The sequence below is a fragment of the Enterobacter cloacae complex sp. I2 genome (genome assembly GCF_014896205.1).
Lineage (GTDB): Bacteria > Pseudomonadota > Gammaproteobacteria > Enterobacterales > Enterobacteriaceae > Enterobacter > Enterobacter quasihormaechei.
On the sequence record NZ_JADBRA010000001.1, the window covers coordinates 251,214 to 271,551 of the forward strand.

The following is a 20,338-nucleotide window of genomic DNA, read 5'->3' on the forward strand; positions in this document are numbered from 1 at the left end:
AAGCGAATAAATCCAAACTGAAGATAAGGTTAACGGCGGGGATAATAACAATTAAAGAAGGGATGGAAATAATAAATAACCAAATGGACTAACCTGTTTTAGTTATCGTTCTTAACGATAAAAGCGATTAAATAAATAATTGAAATAACAGAACTAAAGCCGATACACGCCGGGAATACAAGGCGGTGACCGTTCAGAGCCGTTTTAGTTAATGATAAAAATTGTGCTTTCCGGTACTATGCGGCGGTTTTTTCCGCATTCCTGAGAGCTATGATGTCCACCACACTGTTTAAAGATTTCACCTTCGAAGCCGCACACCACCTTCCACACGTTCCTGCCGGGCACAAATGTGGCCGCCTGCACGGACATTCGTTTATGGTGCGTCTTGAAATCACCGGTGAAGTCGATCCCCATACGGGCTGGATCATGGACTTCGCCGAACTGAAAGCCGCGTTTAAGCCGACCTACGATCGTCTTGATCACTACTATCTGAATGATATTCCGGGCCTTGAAAACCCAACCAGCGAAGTGCTGGCGAAATGGATTTGGGATCAGATGAAGCCGCTGGTGCCGCTGCTGAGCGCGGTCATGATCAAAGAGACCTGTACCGCAGGCTGCGTCTATCGCGGGGAGTGAATCTCCTCCGTGTCGCCCGCAAGAGGCACGAGCGGCGTAAACTCGTAGAGCACCAGCGCATTACTCTCCAGTGATTCCGTCATTTGCCAGCCGTCAAAAAGGCGTTCATCGCGTACAGAAAGCGTTGGACGCGCTTTATGGGCTATCCAGCGCCACATCTCTTCGTCAGGGCCGCTTTCGCTGCCGATACCTTCAAGCAATGGATAGAGCGCGCCGTTGTGCCGATCAAAAAGATGGCACTTGATTCGCCATTTCCCGCGCATTCCCTTCAGGTGTAAATGATACTGCTGGCGAAAGCGCTGGATGAAGGCTTCTTCACTGGAAAGGAGCGGATTAAAAACCACCACATTGCGCAGCAGCAGCTGGTAACCATTGTGATGGCGCGTGAGCAGAACACGCCCGTCGTTTACCAGCACCTCGCCCCGCAGACGTTGCCAGAGCCAGAGTACCCAATAAACAGGACGCGGCAGACCATGGTTATACTGTAGCGCAAGGCTTGATGTATCAATGGTATCGTTCGCGCGGGCTTCGCCCTGAAGACCCGAATCTAGCCAGAATCCCGCCAGCCAGACCTGTTCCGAAAGTCCGATCAGGTTCTGCATCAGCAGCGCCCCCCGAAAAAACCAGCCGTTTGTTGCCCGCGTACTGCCGGTGAGGGTATTCCAGGAGAGAAGCCAGACCGGGAGCGAACATTTGCGCAGGCGAAGGGCGGCGAGGATCTGGCGGATCTTCAGTATCGGGTAATTTTCCGTGGAGGAGAGATCGGTTGGCTCCCCCTGCGCCGGATCGAGAAGTTCATTGGCATCGGCCGAACAGGCAAGAAAATCGGCCTGCATCAGAATGGCTGAGCTGAACAGGGTATCGTCGCCCACGCCCGCGTTGACGGGTGAAAATCGGTGCCATAAACCAAACTTTGCCTGTGGCAGCCAGGTTCGTATTACCTTTTGCTGCGCCAGCCAGACCTGTTCCCGGGCCTCCTCACTCGCCTGGGCTGACCAGTGCATCACAAAGTGCCAGCCCGCGGTGACCTCTGGCGAAAAATGATTAACTGACCGGTGTAAAAAGCGGGTAAGAAGATCGCGACGGGTCGTTACGCCGGTGTGGAGCAGTACCGTCCACTGTTTTTTTGCCAGCCAGGTGAAGATCTGATGCAGATTATACCAGCAGGCGTAGCCCGCCCGCTGCGCGTCATCCCACCCGGCGGCAAACAGACGGCTGCTCAGAAAAGGCTCGGCGATATCAATGCCCTCAATGGTCAGGGTTTCACCGATGGCCTCCAGATTATGACGAACGTCCTCACGCAGCAAATCGTCGAGCTCGCGCAGGGTAATAACCACCCGCATACGGCGCGGCGAGGCGGAGAGAGGGTTAAGCAGCTCCAGATCCAGACTCTGCTCCTGCTGCGGGTGAACGATGAGCGGCGAGGATCCCCAGCCGCGCGCCTCCGGTTCATTGAGCAGGCTGAACAGCTTGTCCACGGGGACCGGATAGTGCTGCTCACGCCTGTCCGTACGAACGCGTGCGGCCTCCGGGTGCTGGCGTCGGGCCTTACGAAACTCACCCGGGGACATATTGTAAGCATGCCGAAACCGATCGCTCATCATGCGCGTGCTGGCGAACCCCTGCTCAAGCGCAATCTGGTGCAGCGGCCGATTGGTCAGGCGCAGAGCATCAGCCGCCTTTTCCAGCCGCAGGGCGGTGATGTACTGCATGAAACTGCTCCCCACCTCCTTTCGAAAGAGACGAGAAAGCCAGGCTTCAGAGACATATTCACTCGCGGCGATTTCCGCGAGCGTAATGCGGCGGGTATAACTGGCATTGATTCGCTCTATCACCCGAGCGATGCGTTTACTGTGCGCAGAGGAAAGTTCACGGTGCAGCATACGGGCGGGCTGCTGAAAGCGGCTGGTCAGCAACAGCAATATCTCGCTCAGCCAGCGGTACGCCTCCAGCCGGTAGCGGTGCGGATCGTTGATGAGTGTGACCACCAAGAGCTGGCGCAACAGATCGCGAAGCGCATCGCACTGCGGCCAGACGCCTCCGGCTTCTGCCGGTACGGCATAATCATGGGCAAAAAAATCCTTGCAGAGCTGGACGACCCAGCGCCCGGAAAGGGTTACGCGCAGGGTGACGTTGGCCGTTTCACTCGCGAACTGCCAGCGCCGATGACGGTTGATGATGGCAAGGCTATTGGCCTCCAGGATCTCACGCCCCACATCGGTGCTCAGCTCTGCCCGCCCTTCCAGCACCCAAAGCAACGTCAGCGTATCGCCTTCATCCTCCACACACTGGCGAATGTCCTGAATCTCTACCCGGAATTCATCTCCCCGCTGCTCCATCCTTTTCCTCACCAAAGACAAATAATGACCTGCTCTTTTTTGTCATAACTGAATTGTATGAAAAACAATCAAAACAAAACCGTCGATTTACAACAAAAAAGGGCATTTTCAGGCGGTACGATCGTCATAGACTCGAAATTATCACCGTTTGGCATAAAAGGGATAACAAAAATGACACATCCAATCATCGAAGCCCTACGCGGCAATGAAGCTCAGTTCACTGAACTACGCCGCTATTTTCATCAGCATCCTGAAATTGGTTTTGAAGAGCACAACACCAGCGATCGCGTGGCGGCGCTGCTCCAGGAATGGGGTTATGAGGTTCATCGCGGTCTGGCCAAAACCGGCGTGGTCGGCACGCTGAAGGTGGGTAACGGGCATAAACGCCTGGGCCTGCGCGCCGATATGGACGCACTGCCAATGCAGGAAAACAGCGGCAAGGCGTGGAGCAGCACCGTTGAAGGTAAGTTCCACGGCTGCGGTCATGACGGCCACACCACTACGCTCCTGTATGCAGCGGAGTACCTGGCGCGCACCCGCAATTTTAACGGCACGCTGCACCTTATTTTTCAGCCGGCGGAAGAGCTTCTGTATGGCGGACGCGTCATGCTGGAGGATGGCTTGTTTGACCTGTTCCCCTGCGACCATATTTTTGGCCTGCACAATATGCCGTCACAGCCCGTCGGAAAAATTGGTCTGCGCGATGGCGCCATGATGGCCTCTTCCGACACCCTACATATTGAGGTTAACGGCGTGGGTGGTCACGGCGCGGTGCCAGAACATACCGTTGATGCCACTCTGGTTGCCTGCCATATCACTGTCGCTTTGCAGTCGATTGTTTCGCGCAACATCACCCCCTTCAAGCCTGCCGTCGTTACCGTAGGCAGCATTCAGGCCGGGCACGCGCCCAACATTATCAACGACAAGGTATTGATGAAACTGACCGTGCGCACGCTGGATGAACGCGTGCGGCAAACCGTGCTACAGCGCATCCACGATATTGCCGTTGCGCAGGCAGAAAGCTTCAATGCTACGGCCACCATCCGTCACATTAACGGCAGCCCGGTGCTGAAAAACAATCCGCAAGCCAACGAGATGGTGCGTAGCGTCGCCACCGATCTGTTCGGTCAGGATTCCGTCGCGGAGGTGAATGCGTTTATGGGCAGCGAGGACTTTGCATTCATGCTCGAGAAAAATCCCAATGGGTGCTATTTCACGCTTGGCGCCGGGGATGAGCCTGATCGCTGCATGGTGCATAACCCGGGCTACGACTTTAACGACAACATTCTCCTCACCGGCGCGGCGCTGTGGGCCGCACTGACCGAACACTATCTGCGCTGATTCGCACCTTCCCGGGAGGGCAAATTATGAGTACCGTTTCCCTGACAGGCACCTCCGCCTACGCCGGTAACGATCGGCTGCTGGCCGGTATCGTCATGAGCGTTCTGACATTCTGGCTCTTTGCCCAGTCGGTTATCAACGTTGTTCCGGCCATGCAGAATAGCCTCGATATTGCCCTCGAAACCCTCACGCTCGCCGTCAGCCTGAGCGCGTTGTTCAGCGGCTGCTTCGTCGTTGCCTGCGGTGGGTTTGCCGATAAGTTTGGGCGCGTGCGCCTGACCATGATGGGCCTGTTCCTGAGCATTATCGGGAGCGGTCTGCTGTTCATTTCATGGGAGCCCGTCCTGTTTCTGTTGGGAAGAGCGATACAGGGGCTGTCAGCGGCCTGCATCATGCCCGCCACGCTGGCGCTGATTAAGACCTGGTATGACGGTAAAGCACGCCAGCGCGCCATCAGCTTTTGGGTTATCGGCTCCTGGGGCGGCAGTGGCCTGAGCTCGTTTGTGGGGGGTGCCATCGCCACCACGCTGGGCTGGCGCTGGATTTTTATTTTCTCCATGGTGGTGGCTCTGGCCGCGCTATTGCTTATCCGCGCCACCCCGGAAAGCCGCAGCCCTGATGCGTGTCGACACAAGCTGGATATCAGCGGCCTGGTGAGTTTTGTCCTTATGCTGGTGCTCTTTAATCTGTTTATCAGCAAAGGACACGGCTGGGGCTGGAGCAGCGGTGTATCGCTTCTGGTGCTGTCTGGCGCAGTGATTGCACTGATGTGCTTTGTCATTACCGGGCGACGGAAAGGCGATGCGGCGCTGATTGACTTTGCCCTGTTTAAAAACCGGGCCTACAGCGCCTCGGTATGCTCAAACTTCCTGCTCAACGGCTGCATTGGCACCATGATGATCGCCAGCATCTGGTTACAGCAAGGGCATCATCTGTCACCGCTACAGACCGGCATGATGACGCTGGGGTATCTGGTTACCGTACTGGCGATGATCCGGGTGGGTGAAAAACTGCTTCAGCGCTACGGCGCGAGGCTGCCGATGATGACCGGCCCGCTGCTGACCGCAACGGGTATTACGTTAATTTCATGCACCTTTTTAAGCAAAGAGGTCTACATCGTCACCGTTTTTCTGAGCAACATTTTATTCGGGCTGGGGCTAGGATGTTACGCCACGCCCTCAACGGACACGGCGGTGATGAATGCGCCTGAAAATAAGGTGGGCGTGGCTTCAGGGATCCATAAGATGGGCAGCTCTCTGGGCGGAGCTATGGGTATTGCGGTCACCGCTTCGCTGTACGCCCTGTGGCTGCCGATGGGAGCGGCCAGCGCCGCGCAGTATGCCTTACTTTTCAACAGTGCGATTTGCCTTGGGTCGGCCGTCGTGACCTGGGCATTACTGCCAACGTCAAAAGCCCCGCGTTAAGCGGGGCCACGGAAGTATCAGGCAATGTTCAGATATTTGTGCGTCTGCATCGACAGCCGCCAGTTGCGGGCGATACAGGTTTCAATGCACAGACGGGTCGCATCGTCTTTCTGGCTGATGGGCTGAAGCGCAATCACGCGCTGCTTTTCGTCCGTCAGCGTTGCCAGCAGTTCATCCAGCGCCTCAATGTCGCGCACGCGCCCTACCGGGTGCTTAATTTCATCCGCGCGCTCAAGCGCCTGCGACAGCACGTCGTAACCGCCGCGCATATTCACCTTCGGTGAAACCGTTACCCACGTTGAGTGGGAGCAGCGCACTTCATGGGTGCCGCTGGTTTCGATCTGGCAGCTATAGCCGTTCTTTTCGAGCAGCTCGGTGAGCGGCATCAGATCGTGAATGCAGGGTTCCCCGCCGGTGATCACCACGTGGCGCGCCGTCCAGCCCTGACGACCAATAATGGCCAGCAGATCTTCCGCACTGCCCGCCCCCCATTTATCGCTCTCTTTGGTTTTCGCCAGAATGCTGAACAGCGACACTTCCCGATCTGCGAGCTTATCCCACGTATGTTTGGTATCACACCAGGCGCAGCCAACCGGGCATCCCTGTAAACGAATAAAAATAGCGGGAACGCCGGTAAAGTAACCCTCGCCTTGCAGGGTCTGGAACATCTCGTTAATCGGGTACTGCATAATCTTCTCAGTTAAGGGGATAAACGATAAGTATCGCAGATCCCCGCCGGATGATCATGCTCCATCGGTGCTTTGCGCGCCTATCGCTGCCATAAAACGCCCGGTGATTTGCTGTGGCCGGGTGATTGCGCCCCCGACAACCACCGTATGCGCCCCCAGCGCCAGGCATTTTGCCGCACGCTCGGGGGTGTCCACGTTGCCTTCCGCAACCACCGGAACCGTAACGGCCGCCAGCACCGCTTTCAGAAACGCGCAGTCATTCTCAGGAAGCGAATGGCCCGCCGTTTCCGCCGTGTAGCCGTAAAGCGTGGTTCCGATGCAATCAAAACCAAGCGCCTGCGCGGTCACGGCCTCCTGCACGGTGGAAATATCAGCCATCAGCAGCAGCGAGGGATAACGGGCGCGGATCTGCCCGATCAGCGTCTCCAGAGTCTCCCCGCCGGGACGCTTACGGGCGGTCGCGTCCAGCGCGATGATGTCCGGCGCGACCGCCATCAGCTCATCCACCTCTTTCATCGTCGCGGTGATAAACACCTCGCTATCGGGATAGTCCCGCTTGATGATGCCGATAACCGGCAGCGAAACCAGCCCTTTGATCGCCTCAATGTCCACCACGCTGTTGGCGCGGATCGCAGCGGCCCCGCCCTGCGCCGCCGCCAGCGCCATTCGCGACATAATAAACGGGCTGTGTAAGGGTTCGTTTTCCAGCGCCTGACAGGAGACAACCAGCTTCCCCTTCAGGGTATTCAGTACAGTTTTCATTACGATAACATCTCTTCCACTTCGTTCCTGATGATGGTGACGTGCGGGCCATAGATGACCTGAACGCCGTTACCTCGTACGATGACGCCGCGCGCGCCGGTCGCTTTCAGGGCCGCTTCATTCACCCTGCTGCCCTCTTTTACCGTGACGCGAAGGCGCGTGGCGCAACAGTCAACGTCTTCAAGATTGTCTTTCCCGCCCAGCCCGGCGATCACCGCTGCGGCGCGCTCGCTTTGCGGTAAGGCTTCGGCGTCGGCCACCGCTTCCCTTTCACGGCCCGGCGTGGCGAAATCAAAGCGGTTAATCAGATAGCGGAAGGTAACGTAGTAGAGGAAGAACCACGGCACACCCACCAGCGGGACGAACATCCAGTTGGTTTTCGCCTCCCCCTGCAAAATGCCAAACAGCACAAAGTCAATAAAGCCGCCGGAGAAGGTTTGCCCGATGGTGATATGCAGCATGTGCGCGAGCATAAACGCCAGCCCGTCAAACAGCGCATGAATGACGTACAGCACCGGCGCAATAAACAGGAATGAGAACTCGATGGGCTCGGTAATGCCCGTCAGGAAAGAGGTTAACGCCGCTGACAGCAGCAGCCCGGCTACGCGCTTTTTGTTCTCGGGTTTAGCCGTGTGGTACATCGCCAGACAGGCGCCGAGCAGGCCAAACATCATCGTGATAAAGCGCCCGGACATGAAGCGCGACGTGCCCTCATAGAAATGCTGGGTGTTCGGGTCGGCGAGCTGAGCGAAGAAAATCCGCTGCGTACCCTCAACCAGGTGTCCGTTAACGATTTCACTTCCGCCGAGCGCGGTGGTCCAGAACGGCAGATAAAAGATGTGGTGCAGACCAAACGGGCCAAGCATGCGCAGGATAAAACCGTACAGCAGGGTGCCCAGATAGCCGGTGGCGTCCACCAGACCGCCGAGGCCAAAGATCAGCTTCTGGAAGTGCGGCCAGACAACGGTCATGAGCGCCCCGACGAGTATCGCCGCCAGCGAGCTGATAATCGGAACAAAGCGCGAGCCGCCAAAGAAGCCCAGGAACTGCGGAAGCGCGATTTTGTTAAACCGATGGTGCAGCGCGCAAGTTACCAGACCAATAACCACGCCGCCAAAAACGCCGGTTTCCAGCGTCTGAATGCCCAGCGTCATACCCTGCCCTGCGGCACCCGGATTTTCAAGGGCCAGCTTTCCGGTCAGGATCAGCAGGGCGTTGATGGTGGCGTTCATCACCAGAAACGCGAGCAGGGCCGCCAGCCCCGCCGTGCCTTTATCGTTTTTCGCTAACCCAACGGCAACCCCAACGGCGAACAGTACGGACAGGTTCGCAAACACAATCGAACCCGCACTGCTCATGATGGTGAAGATGGCCTGTAGCCAGCCCACGTTTAAAAATGGGTAGGCCGTGAGGGTATTGGGGTTCGACAGCGCACCGCCGATCCCCAGTAATAGCCCCGCCGCCGGCAAAACGGCGATGGGCAGCATAAACGATTTGCCGAAGCGCTGCGCTTTTTCAAACCATCCGCCGGAAGAAGCGCCGCTGAACATGTGCATCATTTTTTTCATCCCCTGGTGTAATGATGAAAATTTTTATCACAATAAAAATTAAAAGTGAAAATTATCATCACAAATCCAGGAGGCGGATCATACTTTTTCGAAATCGCTGGCATCTCTCCCCCGCTTTCCGCCACACTAGTCGACAGAGAAACGCATTAAGGATCTAGCATGTCAGACCATGAAAACCTGCTGCTGAAGTTACGCCAGGAGGCTTCCGGGTACAGCCCGACGCAACAAAAGCTGGGGGAATTTGTTCTCAACGATCCTGCGCGGGTGCTGTACCTGACGATCACCGAGCTGGCGCGCGAAAGTCACACCAGCGAGGCCAGCGTGACGCGCCTGTGCCGGACGCTGGGCTGTAAGGGATATAACGAATTTAAAATGGCGCTGGCGCTGGATATTCAGCAGGGCCAGCCCGCACGTCAGGCCGGGGATGAAATCGATAACGTCGTGGATGAATCCGTGCAGGCCCTACAGGATACCGCCAGGCTCCTCGACAGAGCGCTGCTGGAAAAGGCCGCGCAGGCGCTGCATCAGGCGCGGTCGGTGCAGATTTACGGGGTGGCCGCCAGCGCGATCCTCGGGGAATATCTGCATTACAAGCTCCTGCGGCTGGGCAAACCCGTGCAGCTGTTTAGCGATATGCATCGCGCGGCCATGAATGCGGCAACGCTGTCTGACGAGACGCTGGTGGTCGCTATCTCAAGTTCGGGATCGACCCGCGATTTACTCCACGTCGTGAAGCTAGCCCGCAAGCGCGGCGTGCAGGTGCTGGCGCTCAGCAATACGCCACGCAGCCCGCTGGCGTCCCTCAGCGATATGCAGCTGGTTGCGGCAAAGCCCGAGGGGCCGCTGAGCGCGGGTGCGCTGAATGCCAAAGTTGGCGTCATGCTGCTTATCGAGCTGCTTACCACTACCCTTATCGCCATTGATGGCCGTTACGGCGAGGTGAGTCAGCAAACGGCCAGCGCAACGCTACCGCTTCTGTTATAGAAAACAAAAAACCCGCCGAAGCGGGTTTTTTTATTGAAATGAAAGCTCAGGCTTATGCCTGACCTTTGATCTCTTTACGGCCGTTGTATGGTGCTTTTTCGCCCAGCGCTTCTTCGATACGAATCAGCTGGTTGTATTTAGCAACACGGTCAGAACGGCTCATAGAACCGGTTTTGATCTGGCCAGCAGCGGTACCCACAGCCAGGTCGGCAATGGTCGCGTCTTCAGTTTCGCCAGAACGGTGAGAGATAACAGCGGTGTAGCCAGCGTCTTTCGCCATTTTGATCGCAGCCAGCGTTTCGGTCAGAGAACCGATCTGGTTGAATTTGATCAGGATGGAGTTAACGATGCCTTTCTCGATGCCTTCTTTCAGGATCTTGGTGTTGGTTACGAACAGATCGTCACCAACCAGCTGGATTTTGTCGCCCAGTACTTTGGTCTGGTATGCGAAACCATCCCAGTCAGACTCGTCCAGACCGTCTTCGATAGACACGATTGGGTACTGTTTGGTCAGGTCTTCCAGGAAGTGAGTGAACTCTTCGGAGGTGAACGCTTTGTTGCCTTCGCCAGCCAGAACGTATTTACCGTCTTTGTAGAATTCAGATGCTGCACAGTCCATCGCCAGGGTGATGTCTTTGCCCAGCTCGTAGCCTGCTGCTTTAACCGCTTCAGCGATAACAGCCAGCGCTTCTGCGTTAGAACCCAGGTTTGGCGCGTAGCCACCTTCGTCACCAACAGCAGTGTTCATACCTTTAGCTTTCAGAACTTTAGCCAGGTTGTGGAACACTTCAGAACCCATACGAACCGCTTCTTTCAGGGTTTTCGCGCCAACTGGCTGAATCATGAATTCCTGAATATCAACGTTGTTGTCTGCGTGCTCACCACCGTTGATGATGTTCATCATTGGTACAGGCATGGAGTATTTGCCTGGGGTGCCGTTCAGTTCAGCGATGTGCTCGAACAGTGGCATACCTTTAGCAGCCGCGGCTGCTTTGGCGTTCGCCAGGGAAACCGCCAGGATTGCGTTCGCACCGAAGTTAGATTTGTTTTCAGTACCGTCCAGATCGATCATGATCTTGTCGATGCCAGCCTGATCTTTGGCATCTTTGCCAATGATAGCCTGAGCAATAGGACCGTTAACAGCGCCAACCGCTTTCAGTACGCCTTTGCCCATGAAACGGGATTTGTCGCCATCACGCAGTTCCAGCGCTTCGCGGGAACCTGTAGAAGCACCTGATGGAGCTGCTGCCATACCGACGAAACCACCTTCCAGATGAACTTCGGCTTCAACGGTCGGGTTACCACGGGAGTCGATGATTTCACGACCGATGACTTTAACGATTTTGGACATTAGATTTTCCTCAGTACAAGTTAAACTAAAACTCCAGACAAACAACGCGTACCAGGGGTACGCGTTGCCGTTCTAACTTTTTTTACTTCGCCTGACGCTTCTGGTACTCGCTGGCGGCTTTCACGAAGCCGGCAAACAGCGGATGTCCGTCACGCGGCGTTGAAGTAAATTCCGGGTGGAACTGGCAAGCAACGAACCACGGATGGTTAGGCACTTCGATGATCTCGACTAACTGATCGTCCCCGGAGCGGCCCGCAACACGCAGGCCCGCAGCTTCAATTTGTTTCAACAACATGTTGTTGACTTCATAGCGGTGACGATGGCGCTCGGTGATGACCGGCTCGCCGTAAAGCTGGCGAACTACGCTATCGTCGGACAGCTGGCAGGCCTGTGCGCCAAGACGCATGGTGCCACCCAGATCGCTCTTCTCGGTACGGACTTCGACGTTACCGTCTTCGTCGCGCCATTCCGTAATCAGCGCCACGACAGGGTACTTACAGTCTGGCACAAATTCCGTAGAGTTCGCGTTTTCCATTCCCGCTACGTTGCGCGCAAATTCGATCAGCGCAACCTGCATACCCAGGCAGATGCCGAGGTATGGAATATTGTTTTCACGCGCATAGCGTGCAGTGGCGATCTTGCCTTCAACACCGCGGTAGCCGAAGCCGCCAGGGATGAGAATAGCGTCCAGATCTTTCAGAATTTCGACGCCGCGCGTTTCAACATCCTGCGAATCAATCAGCTTGATGTTAACGGAGACGCGATTCTTCAGACCACCGTGCTTCAGCGCTTCGATAACTGACTTATAGGCGTCCGGCAGTTCAATGTACTTACCGACCATACCGATAGTCACTTCGCCGCCCGGATTGGCTTCTTCGTAAATCACCTGCTCCCATTCAGACAGGTTAGCTTCCGGACAGTTCAAGCTGAATCGTTTACAAATATAATCGTCCAGACCCTGAGATTTCAACAGGCCCGGGATTTTATAAATGGAATCGACGTCTTTCATTGAAATAACGGCTTTTTCAGGCACGTTACAGAACAATGCAATTTTCGCACGTTCGTTCGCCGGAATCGCGCGATCGGAGCGGCAAACCAGGATGTCTGGCTGAATACCGATAGAGAGCAGCTCTTTAACGGAGTGCTGAGTCGGTTTGGTTTTCACTTCACCCGCGGCTGCCATGTATGGCACCAGCGTCAGGTGCATGAACAGCGCGTGTTCGCGTCCAATATCTACCGCCAGCTGACGAATCGCTTCGAGGAACGGCAGGGATTCGATATCCCCTACGGTACCGCCGATTTCAACCAGCACAACGTCATGCCCTTCGCCACCGGCAAGGACGCGTTCTTTGATAGCGTTAGTGATGTGTGGGATAACCTGCACGGTTGCGCCCAGGTAGTCGCCACGGCGCTCTTTACGCAGCACGTCGGAGTAGATGCGGCCAGTCGTAAAGTTGTTACGACGGGTCATTTTGGTACGGATGAAACGCTCGTAGTGGCCAAGATCCAGATCGGTTTCAGCGCCGTCTTCAGTAACGAACACTTCCCCGTGTTGGGTTGGGCTCATGGTGCCAGGATCGACGTTGATGTACGGATCCAGTTTCATCATGGTCACATTGAGGCCACGGGCTTCAAGAATGGCTGCGAGGGAGGCTGCGGCAATGCCTTTACCCAGAGAGGATACGACCCCGCCGGTCACAAAAATATAGTTCGTTGTCATGCTGAACCTGAGAAGTTAGGGTGAAACGATGGAATAACCAGGACGGGAAAGTAGTATACCCGAACACGACGAGCGCCACAAACTTTCATTCTCCGTCTCCTTCCCAGGCCATGACAAACATAAGGAGTGAGAAAATAGCCCCTTTTGGGTAAATGTTTTTGACGCAAATCAAGCGCTTGTCATTTAAAAAATCACACAAATTGCGCTTGATCGCAAAATTTCGTTAGAGATCATGTTCCTGGCGTTTTACTTCCTGCCAGACTTCTTCCATCGCCTCGAGGTCAATGCCGCTCATTTCCAGGCCGCGCGAGGCCACAATCCTCTCCACTTCGCGAAAGCGTCGTTCGAATTTAATGTTCGCTTTTTGCAGCGCCGTTTCCGCTTTTACGCCGAGGTGGCGCGAAAGGTTGACGGTCGCAAACAGCAGATCGCCCATCTCCTCTTCCAGCTTTGCTTCATCCACAACGGCCTGCTGCGCTTCGTGCATCACTTCGTCGATCTCTTCGTGCACTTTTTCCAGCACCGGGCCAAGAGAGTGCCAGTCAAATCCTACCGCCGAGCAGCGCTTTTGAATTTTGTGGGCGCGCATCAGCGCAGGCAAGCTCAGGGGAATGTCGTCCAGCGCCGAGTGCTGAGATTTTTCAGCGCGTTCGGCGCTTTTAATCTGCTCCCAGCGCGCCAGCACTTCCGCACTGTTGCCTGCGGTGGCGTCGCCAAAGATATGCGGATGGCGACGCTCCAGCTTGTCGCTGATAGCGGCGCAGATATCGTCAAAGTTAAAGCGCCCCTCTTCCTGCGCCATCTGGGCGTAGAACACCACCTGGAACAGCAGGTCGCCCAGCTCGCCGCGCAGGTCGTCGAAATCTTCGCGCGAAATCGCGTCCAGCACTTCGTAAGTCTCTTCCAGCGTGTAAGGCGCGATGGTGGCGAAAGTCTGCTCTTTGTCCCACGGGCAGCCGTTTTCCGGGTCGCGAAGACGCTTCATGATGCCGAGCAGGCGGTCGATTTGAGTCATAATCTTATCCATTAAAAAACAAGCCGGGTGGCGGCGAAGCCTTGCCCGGCCTACAAAAGAGGATGTTTAGCCGCCGTGCAGACGACGCGCGTCAATCACATCCGGCACCTGGTTCAGTTTGCCGAGCACGCGGCCCAGCACCTGAAGGTTGTAGATTTCGATGGTCATATCGATAGTGGCAAGCTGCTCGCGGGTATCGCTGCGGCTGGCAACACCCAGCACGTTGACCTTCTCGTTAGCGAGAATAGTGGTGATGTCGCGCAGCAGGCCGCTGCGGTCGTTGGCGGTAACGCGCACGACCAGCGAGTAGCCGGCCGAGTAGCTTTCTCCCCAGACGGCTTCCACGATACGTTCCGGCGCATGCGATTGCAGCTCTGCAAGCTGGTCACAGTCGGAGCGGTGAATCGAGATCCCGCGCCCCTGCGTGATGAAGCCGACAATATCGTCCCCCGGGATCGGCTGGCAGCAGCGGGCAATATGGTGCATCAGGTTACCCACCCCTTCGACCACCACGCGGCCATTGTCCTTGCTGCGCTGCTGCGGAGCGTAGGTTTTCTGCTGGAGCTGCTTCAGCGCTGCGGCATCCTGCTCTGCCGCGCTTGGCTTGTTGAACTGCGCTTGCAGGAAGTTCACCATCTGGTTCAGGCGAATATCACCTCCGCCAATGGCCGCCAGCAGCTCGTCCAGCTCGTTGAAGTTGTAGCGCGGCAGCAGGAATTTCTCCGCCTCTTTCAGGCTTATCCCGATATGCTCCAGCTCGTCGTCAAGGATCTGGCGACCAGCAAGGATATTCTTGTCCCGATCCTGCTTGCGGAACCAGGCGTGAATTTTAGAGCGCCCGCGGCTGGTGGTAACGTAACCGAGGTTCGGATTAAGCCAGTCGCGGCTTGGGTTTGGCTGCTTCTGGGTGATGATTTCAATCTGATCACCCATCTGTAGCTGATAGGTAAACGGTACGATGCGCCCGCCGATCTTCGCCCCGATGCAACGGTGACCCACGTCGCTGTGAATGTGGTAGGCGAAATCGAGCGGCGTGGAGCCTGCCGGTAAATCCACCACATCCCCTTTCGGGGTAAAGACGTAGACGCGATCGTCGAAGACCTGGCTGCGCACTTCATCGAGCATTTCGCCAGAGTCGGCCATCTCTTCCTGCCACGCAATCAGCTTACGTAGCCAGGCGATACGATCCTCGTGACCGGAGCGACCGCCGCCGGAGGTGCCCTCTTTGTATTTCCAGTGCGCCGCCACGCCCAGCTCGGCGTCTTCGTGCATCTGTTTGGTACGGATCTGAATTTCCACGGTTTTGCCGCCAGGGCCGAGCACCACGGTGTGGATGGACTGATAGCCATTCGGTTTCGGGTTCGCGACATAGTCGTCGAACTCGTCCGGCAGATGACGGAAATGGGTGTGCACGATCCCCAGCGCGGCGTAGCAGTCCTGCAAACGTTCCGCCACGATACGTACGGCGCGCACGTCGAACAGCTCGTCAAAGGCGAGGTGTTTCTTCTGCATTTTGCGCCAGATGCTGTAGATGTGCTTCGGACGCCCGTAGACCTCGGCGCGCACATTCTCCTCTTTCATCGACTGGCGCAGCCCGCTGACAAATTCATCGATATAGTGCTCGCGGTCGATGCGGCGTTCGTGCAGCAGTTTTGCAATGCGTTTGTATTCCGCCGGATGCAGGTAGCGGAAGCAGTAATCTTCCAGCTCCCACTTCAGTTGCCCGATCCCCAGACGGTTCGCCAGCGGCGCATAGATATTCGTACACTCTTTGGCGGCGAGGACGCGCTCGTCTTCCGGCGCATCCTTCACTTCGCGCAGATGGGCTACCCGTTCCGCCAGCTTGATCACCACGCAGCGGAAATCATCCACCATCGCCAGCAGCATCCGGCGGACGTTATCCACCTGCTCGGAAGAGACAGAATCCGTTTGCGCGGCCTTCAGTTGACGGATGGCGGCCATATCGCGCACGCCGTGGATGAGCGCCACGACGGACTGGCCGACGCTTTCACGCAGCACGTCTTCCGTCACCACGTTCGCATCCGCCAGGGGGAACAGCAGTGCGGCCTGTAGCGTTTCGATATCCATGTTCAGCATGGACAGAATTTCGACCATCTCCACGCCGCGCCACAACAGCAGTTCAGCGTCCGGATGCCCCTGCGTTGTGCGTAAACAATAGGCCCAGGTTTCGGTTAAGCGTTCACACGACTGCTGGCTGGAAATCCCCAGACTTGCGATCCATTTTTGAGGGTCAAACTCACCAGCTTTATTTAAATGTGCACTTCTTACCGCAACCATCGTCCTCTCCTTTAGGGACAAGGGCCTGTCGAAGTCGACAAGCCAAACTCATTAGATGTGCTCGAACAACACCATCGATTCCAGATGTCCAGTGTGCGGGAACATGTCCAGCATTGCCAGACGCCGAATCTGGTAACCCCCGCTCAATAATGCTTCACTGTCACGGGCGAGCGTCGCCGGATTACAGGAAACATAGACCACGCGTTCAGGCGCGAGTTTAATTATATGTTGCATCACGCCCGGCGCACCCGCGCGCGCCGGATCGAGCAGGATCTTATCAAAGCCCTGCTTAGCCCACGGTTGCCGCGTGACATCATCCTCAAGATTTTGATGAAAGAATGTCACATTTTGCAAGCCGTTCTGCCTGGCGTTCTCCTGGCCTTTCGCCACCAGCGCCTCAACGCCCTCCACGCCAACCACGCTTGCTGCTTTGCGGGCCAGCGGCAGGGTAAAGTTCCCCATACCGCAGAACAGATCGAGCACCCGATCGGTGGGCTGGACGTCAAGCCATGCCAGCGCATTCGCCACCATCTGCTGGTTTACGCCGTCGTTGACCTGGATAAAATCCCGTGGGCTGAACGTTAAGCGTAGTCCGTCTGACGCATACCAGGGCGCTTCTCCGCTGACCTGCTCAAGTATCTCGCTTTGCGGCGCAAGGAAAAGCGCAAGCTCATGAGAATGCGAAAAGCGTTCCAGTTTTTCGCGATCTTCCGGTGAGAGCGGCGCGGTGTGGCGCAGCACCATCAGCGGGCCGCTGTTAGCCAGCACCAGTTCGACATGCCCCAGCGAACGCACCCCGTCCAGCGATGCAAGACAGTGGTGCACAGCCGGGAGCAGCGCCTCAAGTTGGGGCGCCAAAACAGGGCACTGTATGATGGAGACGATATCGCTGGAGCCAGCCTTGCGAAAACCCATCTCCAGCCGTTCGGTTTTTGGCTGATAGCTGAGGCTCAGGCGAGCGCGGCGACGGTAGCCCCACGGCTGGTCAGCCACAATGTCACTGACGTCATGTTTTAGCAGGCGGGCCAGTGCGCTGCTTTTACTTTTTTGCTGTAATTCTGTGCTGGCATGCTGTTGCTGACAGCCACCGCAGACGCCAAAATGGGGGCAGCGAGGCGTGACGCGTTCCGGGCTATCGTTAAGACGGCGCTTAACCTGGCCGCGCGCATACTGGCGTTTGTCTTCCGTCAGCGTAATGTCTGCGCGCTCTCCCGGCAGCAAACCGGTGATAAACAGCGTCTTGCCGTTATGACGCGCCACCCCCTGACCGAAAGGATCGAGGTCCGTGGCTTCAACAGTTATGATCTGACGCGTCGTCACGCGTCGTTTTGCAGAGTAGAATTGCGCCATCGCCGAGATTGTTCTCAAATAAACATAATTAGCCTGATTGTCCCATAACGGAACTCCATGACCAACTACAGCCTGCGCGCACGCATGATGATTTTGATCCTCGCTCCTACCGTTCTCATCGGTTTGCTGCTGAGCATTTTCTTTGTGGTGCATCGCTATAACGATTTGCAGAGGCAGCTTGAAGATGCCGGGGCCAGCATTATCGAACCGCTGGCCGTCTCCAGCGAGTACGGCATGAACCTGCAAAACCGCGAATCCATTGGTCAGTTAATCAGCGTGCTGCACCGCCGACATTCAGAGATCGTGCGCGCCATTTCCGTTTACGACGAACATAACCGCCTGTTCGTTACCTCGAATTTTCATCTGGATCCCACGTCGCTGAAAATCCCGGAAGGTACGCCCTTCCCGCGTCATCTCACGGTCCTGCGGCGCGGCGATATCATGATCCTGCGCACGCCGATTATCTCGGAAAGCTATTCACCCGATGAATCAGCCCAGTCGGATGCGAAGTCCAGCAATAATATGCTGGGATACGTGGCGCTGGAGCTGGATCTCAAGTCGGTGCGGCTCCAGCAGTACAAAGAAATATTCATTTCCGGCGTGATGATGCTGTTCTGTATCGGCATTGCGCTAATCTTCGGCTGGCGACTGATGCGCGACGTCACGGGGCCTATTCGCAACATGGTGAATACCGTTGACCGGATCCGTCGGGGTCAGCTCGACAGCCGCGTGGAAGGCTTTATGCTCGGCGAGCTGGATATGCTAAAAAACGGCATCAACTCGATGGCGATGTCGCTGGCGGCCTATCACGAAGAGATGCAGCACAACGTTGACCAGGCAACCTCCGACCTGCGCGAAACGCTGGAGCAGATGGAGATCCAGAACGTGGAGCTGGATCTGGCGAAAAAACGCGCGCAGGAGGCGGCTCGTATTAAGTCTGAATTCCTGGCGAACATGTCGCACGAGCTGCGAACGCCGCTGAACGGGGTGATCGGCTTCACCCGCCTGACGCTCAAAAGCGAGCTGAATCCAACCCAGCGCGATCACCTGCATACCATAGAACGATCGGCCAACAACCTGCTGACCATCATTAACGACGTGCTGGACTTCTCGAAGCTGGAAGCGGGCAAGCTGATTCTGGAGAGTATTCCGTTCCCGCTGCGCAGCACCCTGGATGACGTGGTCACTCTGCTTGCCCACTCCTCGCATGATAAGGGGCTGGAGCTGACGCTCAATATTAAAAACGACGTGCCGGATAACGTCATTGGCGACCCGCTCCGCCTGCAACAGGTCATCACCAATCTGGTGGGCAACGCGATCAAATTCACCGAGAGCGGCAACATTGACATTCTGGTCGAAAAACGGGCGCTCAGTAATAACAAGGTCCAGATTGAGGTGCAGATCCGGGATACCGGCATCGGCATTCCGGAGCGCGATCAGTCGCGTCTGTTCCAGGCGTTCCGCCAGGCCGATGCGAGCATTTCCCGTCGTCACGGCGGAACGGGCCTGGGGCTGGTGATCACCCAAAAGCTGGTGAAAGAGATGGGAGGCGATATCTCCTTCCACAGCCAGCCTAACCGGGGCTCGACCTTCTGGTTCCATATCAATCTCGACCTTAATCCGAACGTGCAGACCGACGGTCCGGTCACCGACTGCCTGAAAGGGATGCGTCTGGCCTACGTGGAACCGAACGCCGCCGCGGCGCAGTGTACGCTGGATGTGTTAAGCACTACGCCGCTGGAGGTGGTTTACAGCCCGACCTTCTCCGCGCTGGCGAACGATCATTACGATATCCTTTTGATGGGTATTCCGGTGACGTTTACCGGAGAGCTCACCATGCAGCAGGAACGCCTGGCGAAGGCGGCCTCAATGACGGACTACCTGCTGCTGGCTCTGCCGTGTCACGCCCAGCTTAATGCCGAAGAGCTGAAAAACGACGGGGCGGCGGCGTGTCTGCTGAAACCCCTCACCGCCACACGGCTGTTACCCGCGTTGACCGAATATTGCCGTCTGACGAATCAGCCCCTGCTGCTGGCGAACGATGAACGTAAGCTCCCGATGACGGTGATGGCTGTGGACGATAACCCGGCCAACCTGAAGCTGATTGGCGTGCTGCTTGAGGATCAGGTTCAGCACGTTGAGCTGTGTACCAGCGGCGCCGAAGCCGTAGAGCAGGCCAAACAGATGCAGTTTGACCTGATCCTGATGGACATTCAGATGCCGGGCATGGATGGCATCCGCGCCTGCGAGCTGATTCGCCAGCTTCCGCACCAGCAGCAGACGCCGGTGATTGCCGTGACGGCGCACGCGATGGCGGGACAAAAAGAGAAGCTGCTGGGTGCGGGCATGAACGATTATCTGGCGAAACCGATCGACGAAGAGAAGCTGCACAGCCTGCTGCTGCGCTACAAGCCGGGTCACATTGGCGGGACATACACCATTTCAGCTGAATCGCCGGAAATCAGCGTCAACCAGAATGCCACGTTTGACTGGCAACTGGCGCTGCGGCAGGCGGCGGGCAAAGCCGATCTGGCGCGCGATATGCTGCAAATGCTGGTGGACTTCCTGCCTGAGATTCGAAATAAGGTAGAAGAACAGCTGGTGGGTGAAAATCCTGAAGGGCTGCTGGAGGCTATCCATAAGCTACACGGCAGCTGCGGCTACAGCGGCGTGCCGCGGCTGAAAAATCTCTGCCAGCTGCTTGAACAGCAGCTCCGCGCGGGTACGCCGGAAACAGATCTTGAACCGGAATTTCTGGAGCTGCTGGACGAGATGGACAACGTGACGCGGGAAGCGATGAAGGTGTTGGGGAACTAAGACAATAGCCCGGTGGCGCTTCGCTTACCGGGCCTACAGGAGCA

Annotated in this window: 14 protein-coding genes; 5 read left to right on the top strand and 9 right to left on the bottom strand. The window is 56.5% G+C overall.

Going from position 1 to position 20,338, the window contains the following annotated elements; genetic code table 11:
- Positions 1-270 precede the first annotated feature (270 nt).
- Positions 271-636 carry a 6-carboxytetrahydropterin synthase QueD gene (gene queD / locus IM300_RS01310; protein ID WP_006811776.1) on the top strand — a complete coding sequence of 122 codons (366 nt, stop codon included), beginning with the start codon at positions 271-273 and terminating at the stop codon, positions 634-636.
- On the opposite strand, the gene IM300_RS01315 is transcribed toward queD, so the two are convergent.
- Positions 621-2,975, bottom strand: coding sequence for a helix-turn-helix domain-containing protein (locus IM300_RS01315; protein ID WP_193034942.1), 2,355 nt, complete (start codon positions 2,973-2,975; stop codon positions 621-623). The genes queD and IM300_RS01315 overlap by 16 nt on opposite strands.
- 171 nt (positions 2,976-3,146) lie before the next feature.
- On the opposite strand from IM300_RS01315, the gene IM300_RS01320 reads away from it, so the two are divergent.
- Positions 3,147-4,316 (top strand): M20 aminoacylase family protein, encoded by a 1,170-nt coding sequence (locus IM300_RS01320; RefSeq protein WP_193034944.1) that lies wholly within the window; start codon positions 3,147-3,149, stop codon positions 4,314-4,316.
- A gap of 26 nt (positions 4,317-4,342) precedes the next feature.
- Complete coding sequence (locus IM300_RS01325) at positions 4,343-5,740, top strand: MFS transporter (RefSeq protein ID WP_193034946.1); 1,398 nt, start codon at positions 4,343-4,345, stop codon at positions 5,738-5,740.
- Between the two features lie 17 nt (positions 5,741-5,757).
- Here IM300_RS01325 and queE read toward each other — a convergent pair whose 3' ends face one another.
- The 3 genes from queE to IM300_RS01340 are packed head-to-tail and all read right to left on the bottom strand — an operon-like array spanning position 5,758 to position 8,750.
- Positions 5,758-6,429 (bottom strand): 7-carboxy-7-deazaguanine synthase QueE, encoded by a 672-nt coding sequence (gene queE, locus IM300_RS01330; protein ID WP_006811780.1) that lies wholly within the window; start codon positions 6,427-6,429, stop codon positions 5,758-5,760.
- A gap of 54 nt (positions 6,430-6,483) precedes the next feature.
- Positions 6,484-7,191 (bottom strand): N-acetylmannosamine-6-phosphate 2-epimerase, encoded by a 708-nt coding sequence (locus IM300_RS01335; protein WP_193034948.1) that lies wholly within the window; start codon positions 7,189-7,191, stop codon positions 6,484-6,486.
- On the bottom strand, positions 7,191-8,750 hold the full coding sequence (locus IM300_RS01340; RefSeq protein ID WP_063451901.1) for a PTS transporter subunit EIIC: 1,560 nt from the start codon (positions 8,748-8,750) through the stop codon (positions 7,191-7,193). Before IM300_RS01340 ends, IM300_RS01335 begins: the two co-directional genes overlap by 1 nt.
- A gap of 168 nt (positions 8,751-8,918) precedes the next feature.
- Here IM300_RS01340 and IM300_RS01345 point away from each other — a divergent pair, with 168 nt between their 5' ends.
- Positions 8,919-9,743 carry a MurR/RpiR family transcriptional regulator gene (locus tag IM300_RS01345; RefSeq protein WP_193034950.1) on the top strand — a complete coding sequence of 275 codons (825 nt, stop codon included), beginning with the start codon at positions 8,919-8,921 and terminating at the stop codon, positions 9,741-9,743.
- A 52-nt stretch (positions 9,744-9,795) separates the two neighbouring features.
- Here the strand turns inward: IM300_RS01345 and eno are convergent, their stop codons facing one another.
- From eno to rlmD, 5 genes are all read right to left on the bottom strand, one after another.
- Positions 9,796-11,094, bottom strand: a complete 1,299-nt coding sequence (gene eno / locus IM300_RS01350) for a phosphopyruvate hydratase (RefSeq protein WP_013098515.1) — start codon at positions 11,092-11,094, stop codon at positions 9,796-9,798.
- 82 nt (positions 11,095-11,176) lie between these two features.
- A complete protein-coding gene (gene pyrG, locus IM300_RS01355; RefSeq protein WP_063451903.1) occupies positions 11,177-12,814 on the bottom strand; it encodes a glutamine hydrolyzing CTP synthase in 1,638 nt (545 codons plus the stop codon).
- A gap of 223 nt (positions 12,815-13,037) precedes the next feature.
- Entirely contained in the window at positions 13,038-13,829 is a 792-nt protein-coding gene (gene mazG, locus IM300_RS01360; protein ID WP_063869337.1) for a nucleoside triphosphate pyrophosphohydrolase, read from the bottom strand.
- A gap of 66 nt (positions 13,830-13,895) precedes the next feature.
- The gene (gene relA, locus IM300_RS01365) at positions 13,896-16,127 is read right to left on the bottom strand and encodes a GTP diphosphokinase (RefSeq protein ID WP_063451905.1); all 2,232 of its coding nucleotides are present in this window, start codon (positions 16,125-16,127) and stop codon (positions 13,896-13,898) included.
- Between the two features lie 51 nt (positions 16,128-16,178).
- Positions 16,179-17,477, bottom strand: coding sequence for a 23S rRNA (uracil(1939)-C(5))-methyltransferase RlmD (rlmD, locus tag IM300_RS01370; protein ID WP_193034952.1), 1,299 nt, complete (start codon positions 17,475-17,477; stop codon positions 16,179-16,181).
- Between the two features lie 57 nt (positions 17,478-17,534).
- Between rlmD and barA the strand changes: the two genes are divergently transcribed.
- The gene (gene barA / locus IM300_RS01375; RefSeq protein ID WP_063869333.1) at positions 17,535-20,294 is read left to right on the top strand and encodes a two-component sensor histidine kinase BarA; all 2,760 of its coding nucleotides are present in this window, start codon (positions 17,535-17,537) and stop codon (positions 20,292-20,294) included.
- The last annotated feature ends 44 nt before the right edge of the window (positions 20,295-20,338 follow it).

Coding starts and splice junctions, on each gene's coding strand:
- queD (WP_006811776.1), top strand. CDS start 271: ATGATGTCCACCACACTGTTTAAAGATTTCACCTTCGAAGCCGCACAC.
- IM300_RS01315 (WP_193034942.1), bottom strand. CDS start 2,975: ATGGAGCAGCGGGGAGATGAATTCCGGGTAGAGATTCAGGACATTCGC.
- IM300_RS01320 (WP_193034944.1), top strand. CDS start 3,147: ATGACACATCCAATCATCGAAGCCCTACGCGGCAATGAAGCTCAGTTC.
- IM300_RS01325 (WP_193034946.1), top strand. CDS start 4,343: ATGAGTACCGTTTCCCTGACAGGCACCTCCGCCTACGCCGGTAACGAT.
- queE (WP_006811780.1), bottom strand. CDS start 6,429: ATGCAGTACCCGATTAACGAGATGTTCCAGACCCTGCAAGGCGAGGGT.
- IM300_RS01335 (WP_193034948.1), bottom strand. CDS start 7,191: ATGAAAACTGTACTGAATACCCTGAAGGGGAAGCTGGTTGTCTCCTGT.
- IM300_RS01340 (WP_063451901.1), bottom strand. CDS start 8,750: ATGATGCACATGTTCAGCGGCGCTTCTTCCGGCGGATGGTTTGAAAAA.
- IM300_RS01345 (WP_193034950.1), top strand. CDS start 8,919: ATGTCAGACCATGAAAACCTGCTGCTGAAGTTACGCCAGGAGGCTTCC.
- eno (WP_013098515.1), bottom strand. CDS start 11,094: ATGTCCAAAATCGTTAAAGTCATCGGTCGTGAAATCATCGACTCCCGT.
- pyrG (WP_063451903.1), bottom strand. CDS start 12,814: ATGACAACGAACTATATTTTTGTGACCGGCGGGGTCGTATCCTCTCTG.
- mazG (WP_063869337.1), bottom strand. CDS start 13,829: ATGACTCAAATCGACCGCCTGCTCGGCATCATGAAGCGTCTTCGCGAC.
- relA (WP_063451905.1), bottom strand. CDS start 16,127: ATGGTTGCGGTAAGAAGTGCACATTTAAATAAAGCTGGTGAGTTTGAC.
- rlmD (WP_193034952.1), bottom strand. CDS start 17,477: ATGGCGCAATTCTACTCTGCAAAACGACGCGTGACGACGCGTCAGATC.
- barA (WP_063869333.1), top strand. CDS start 17,535: ATGACCAACTACAGCCTGCGCGCACGCATGATGATTTTGATCCTCGCT.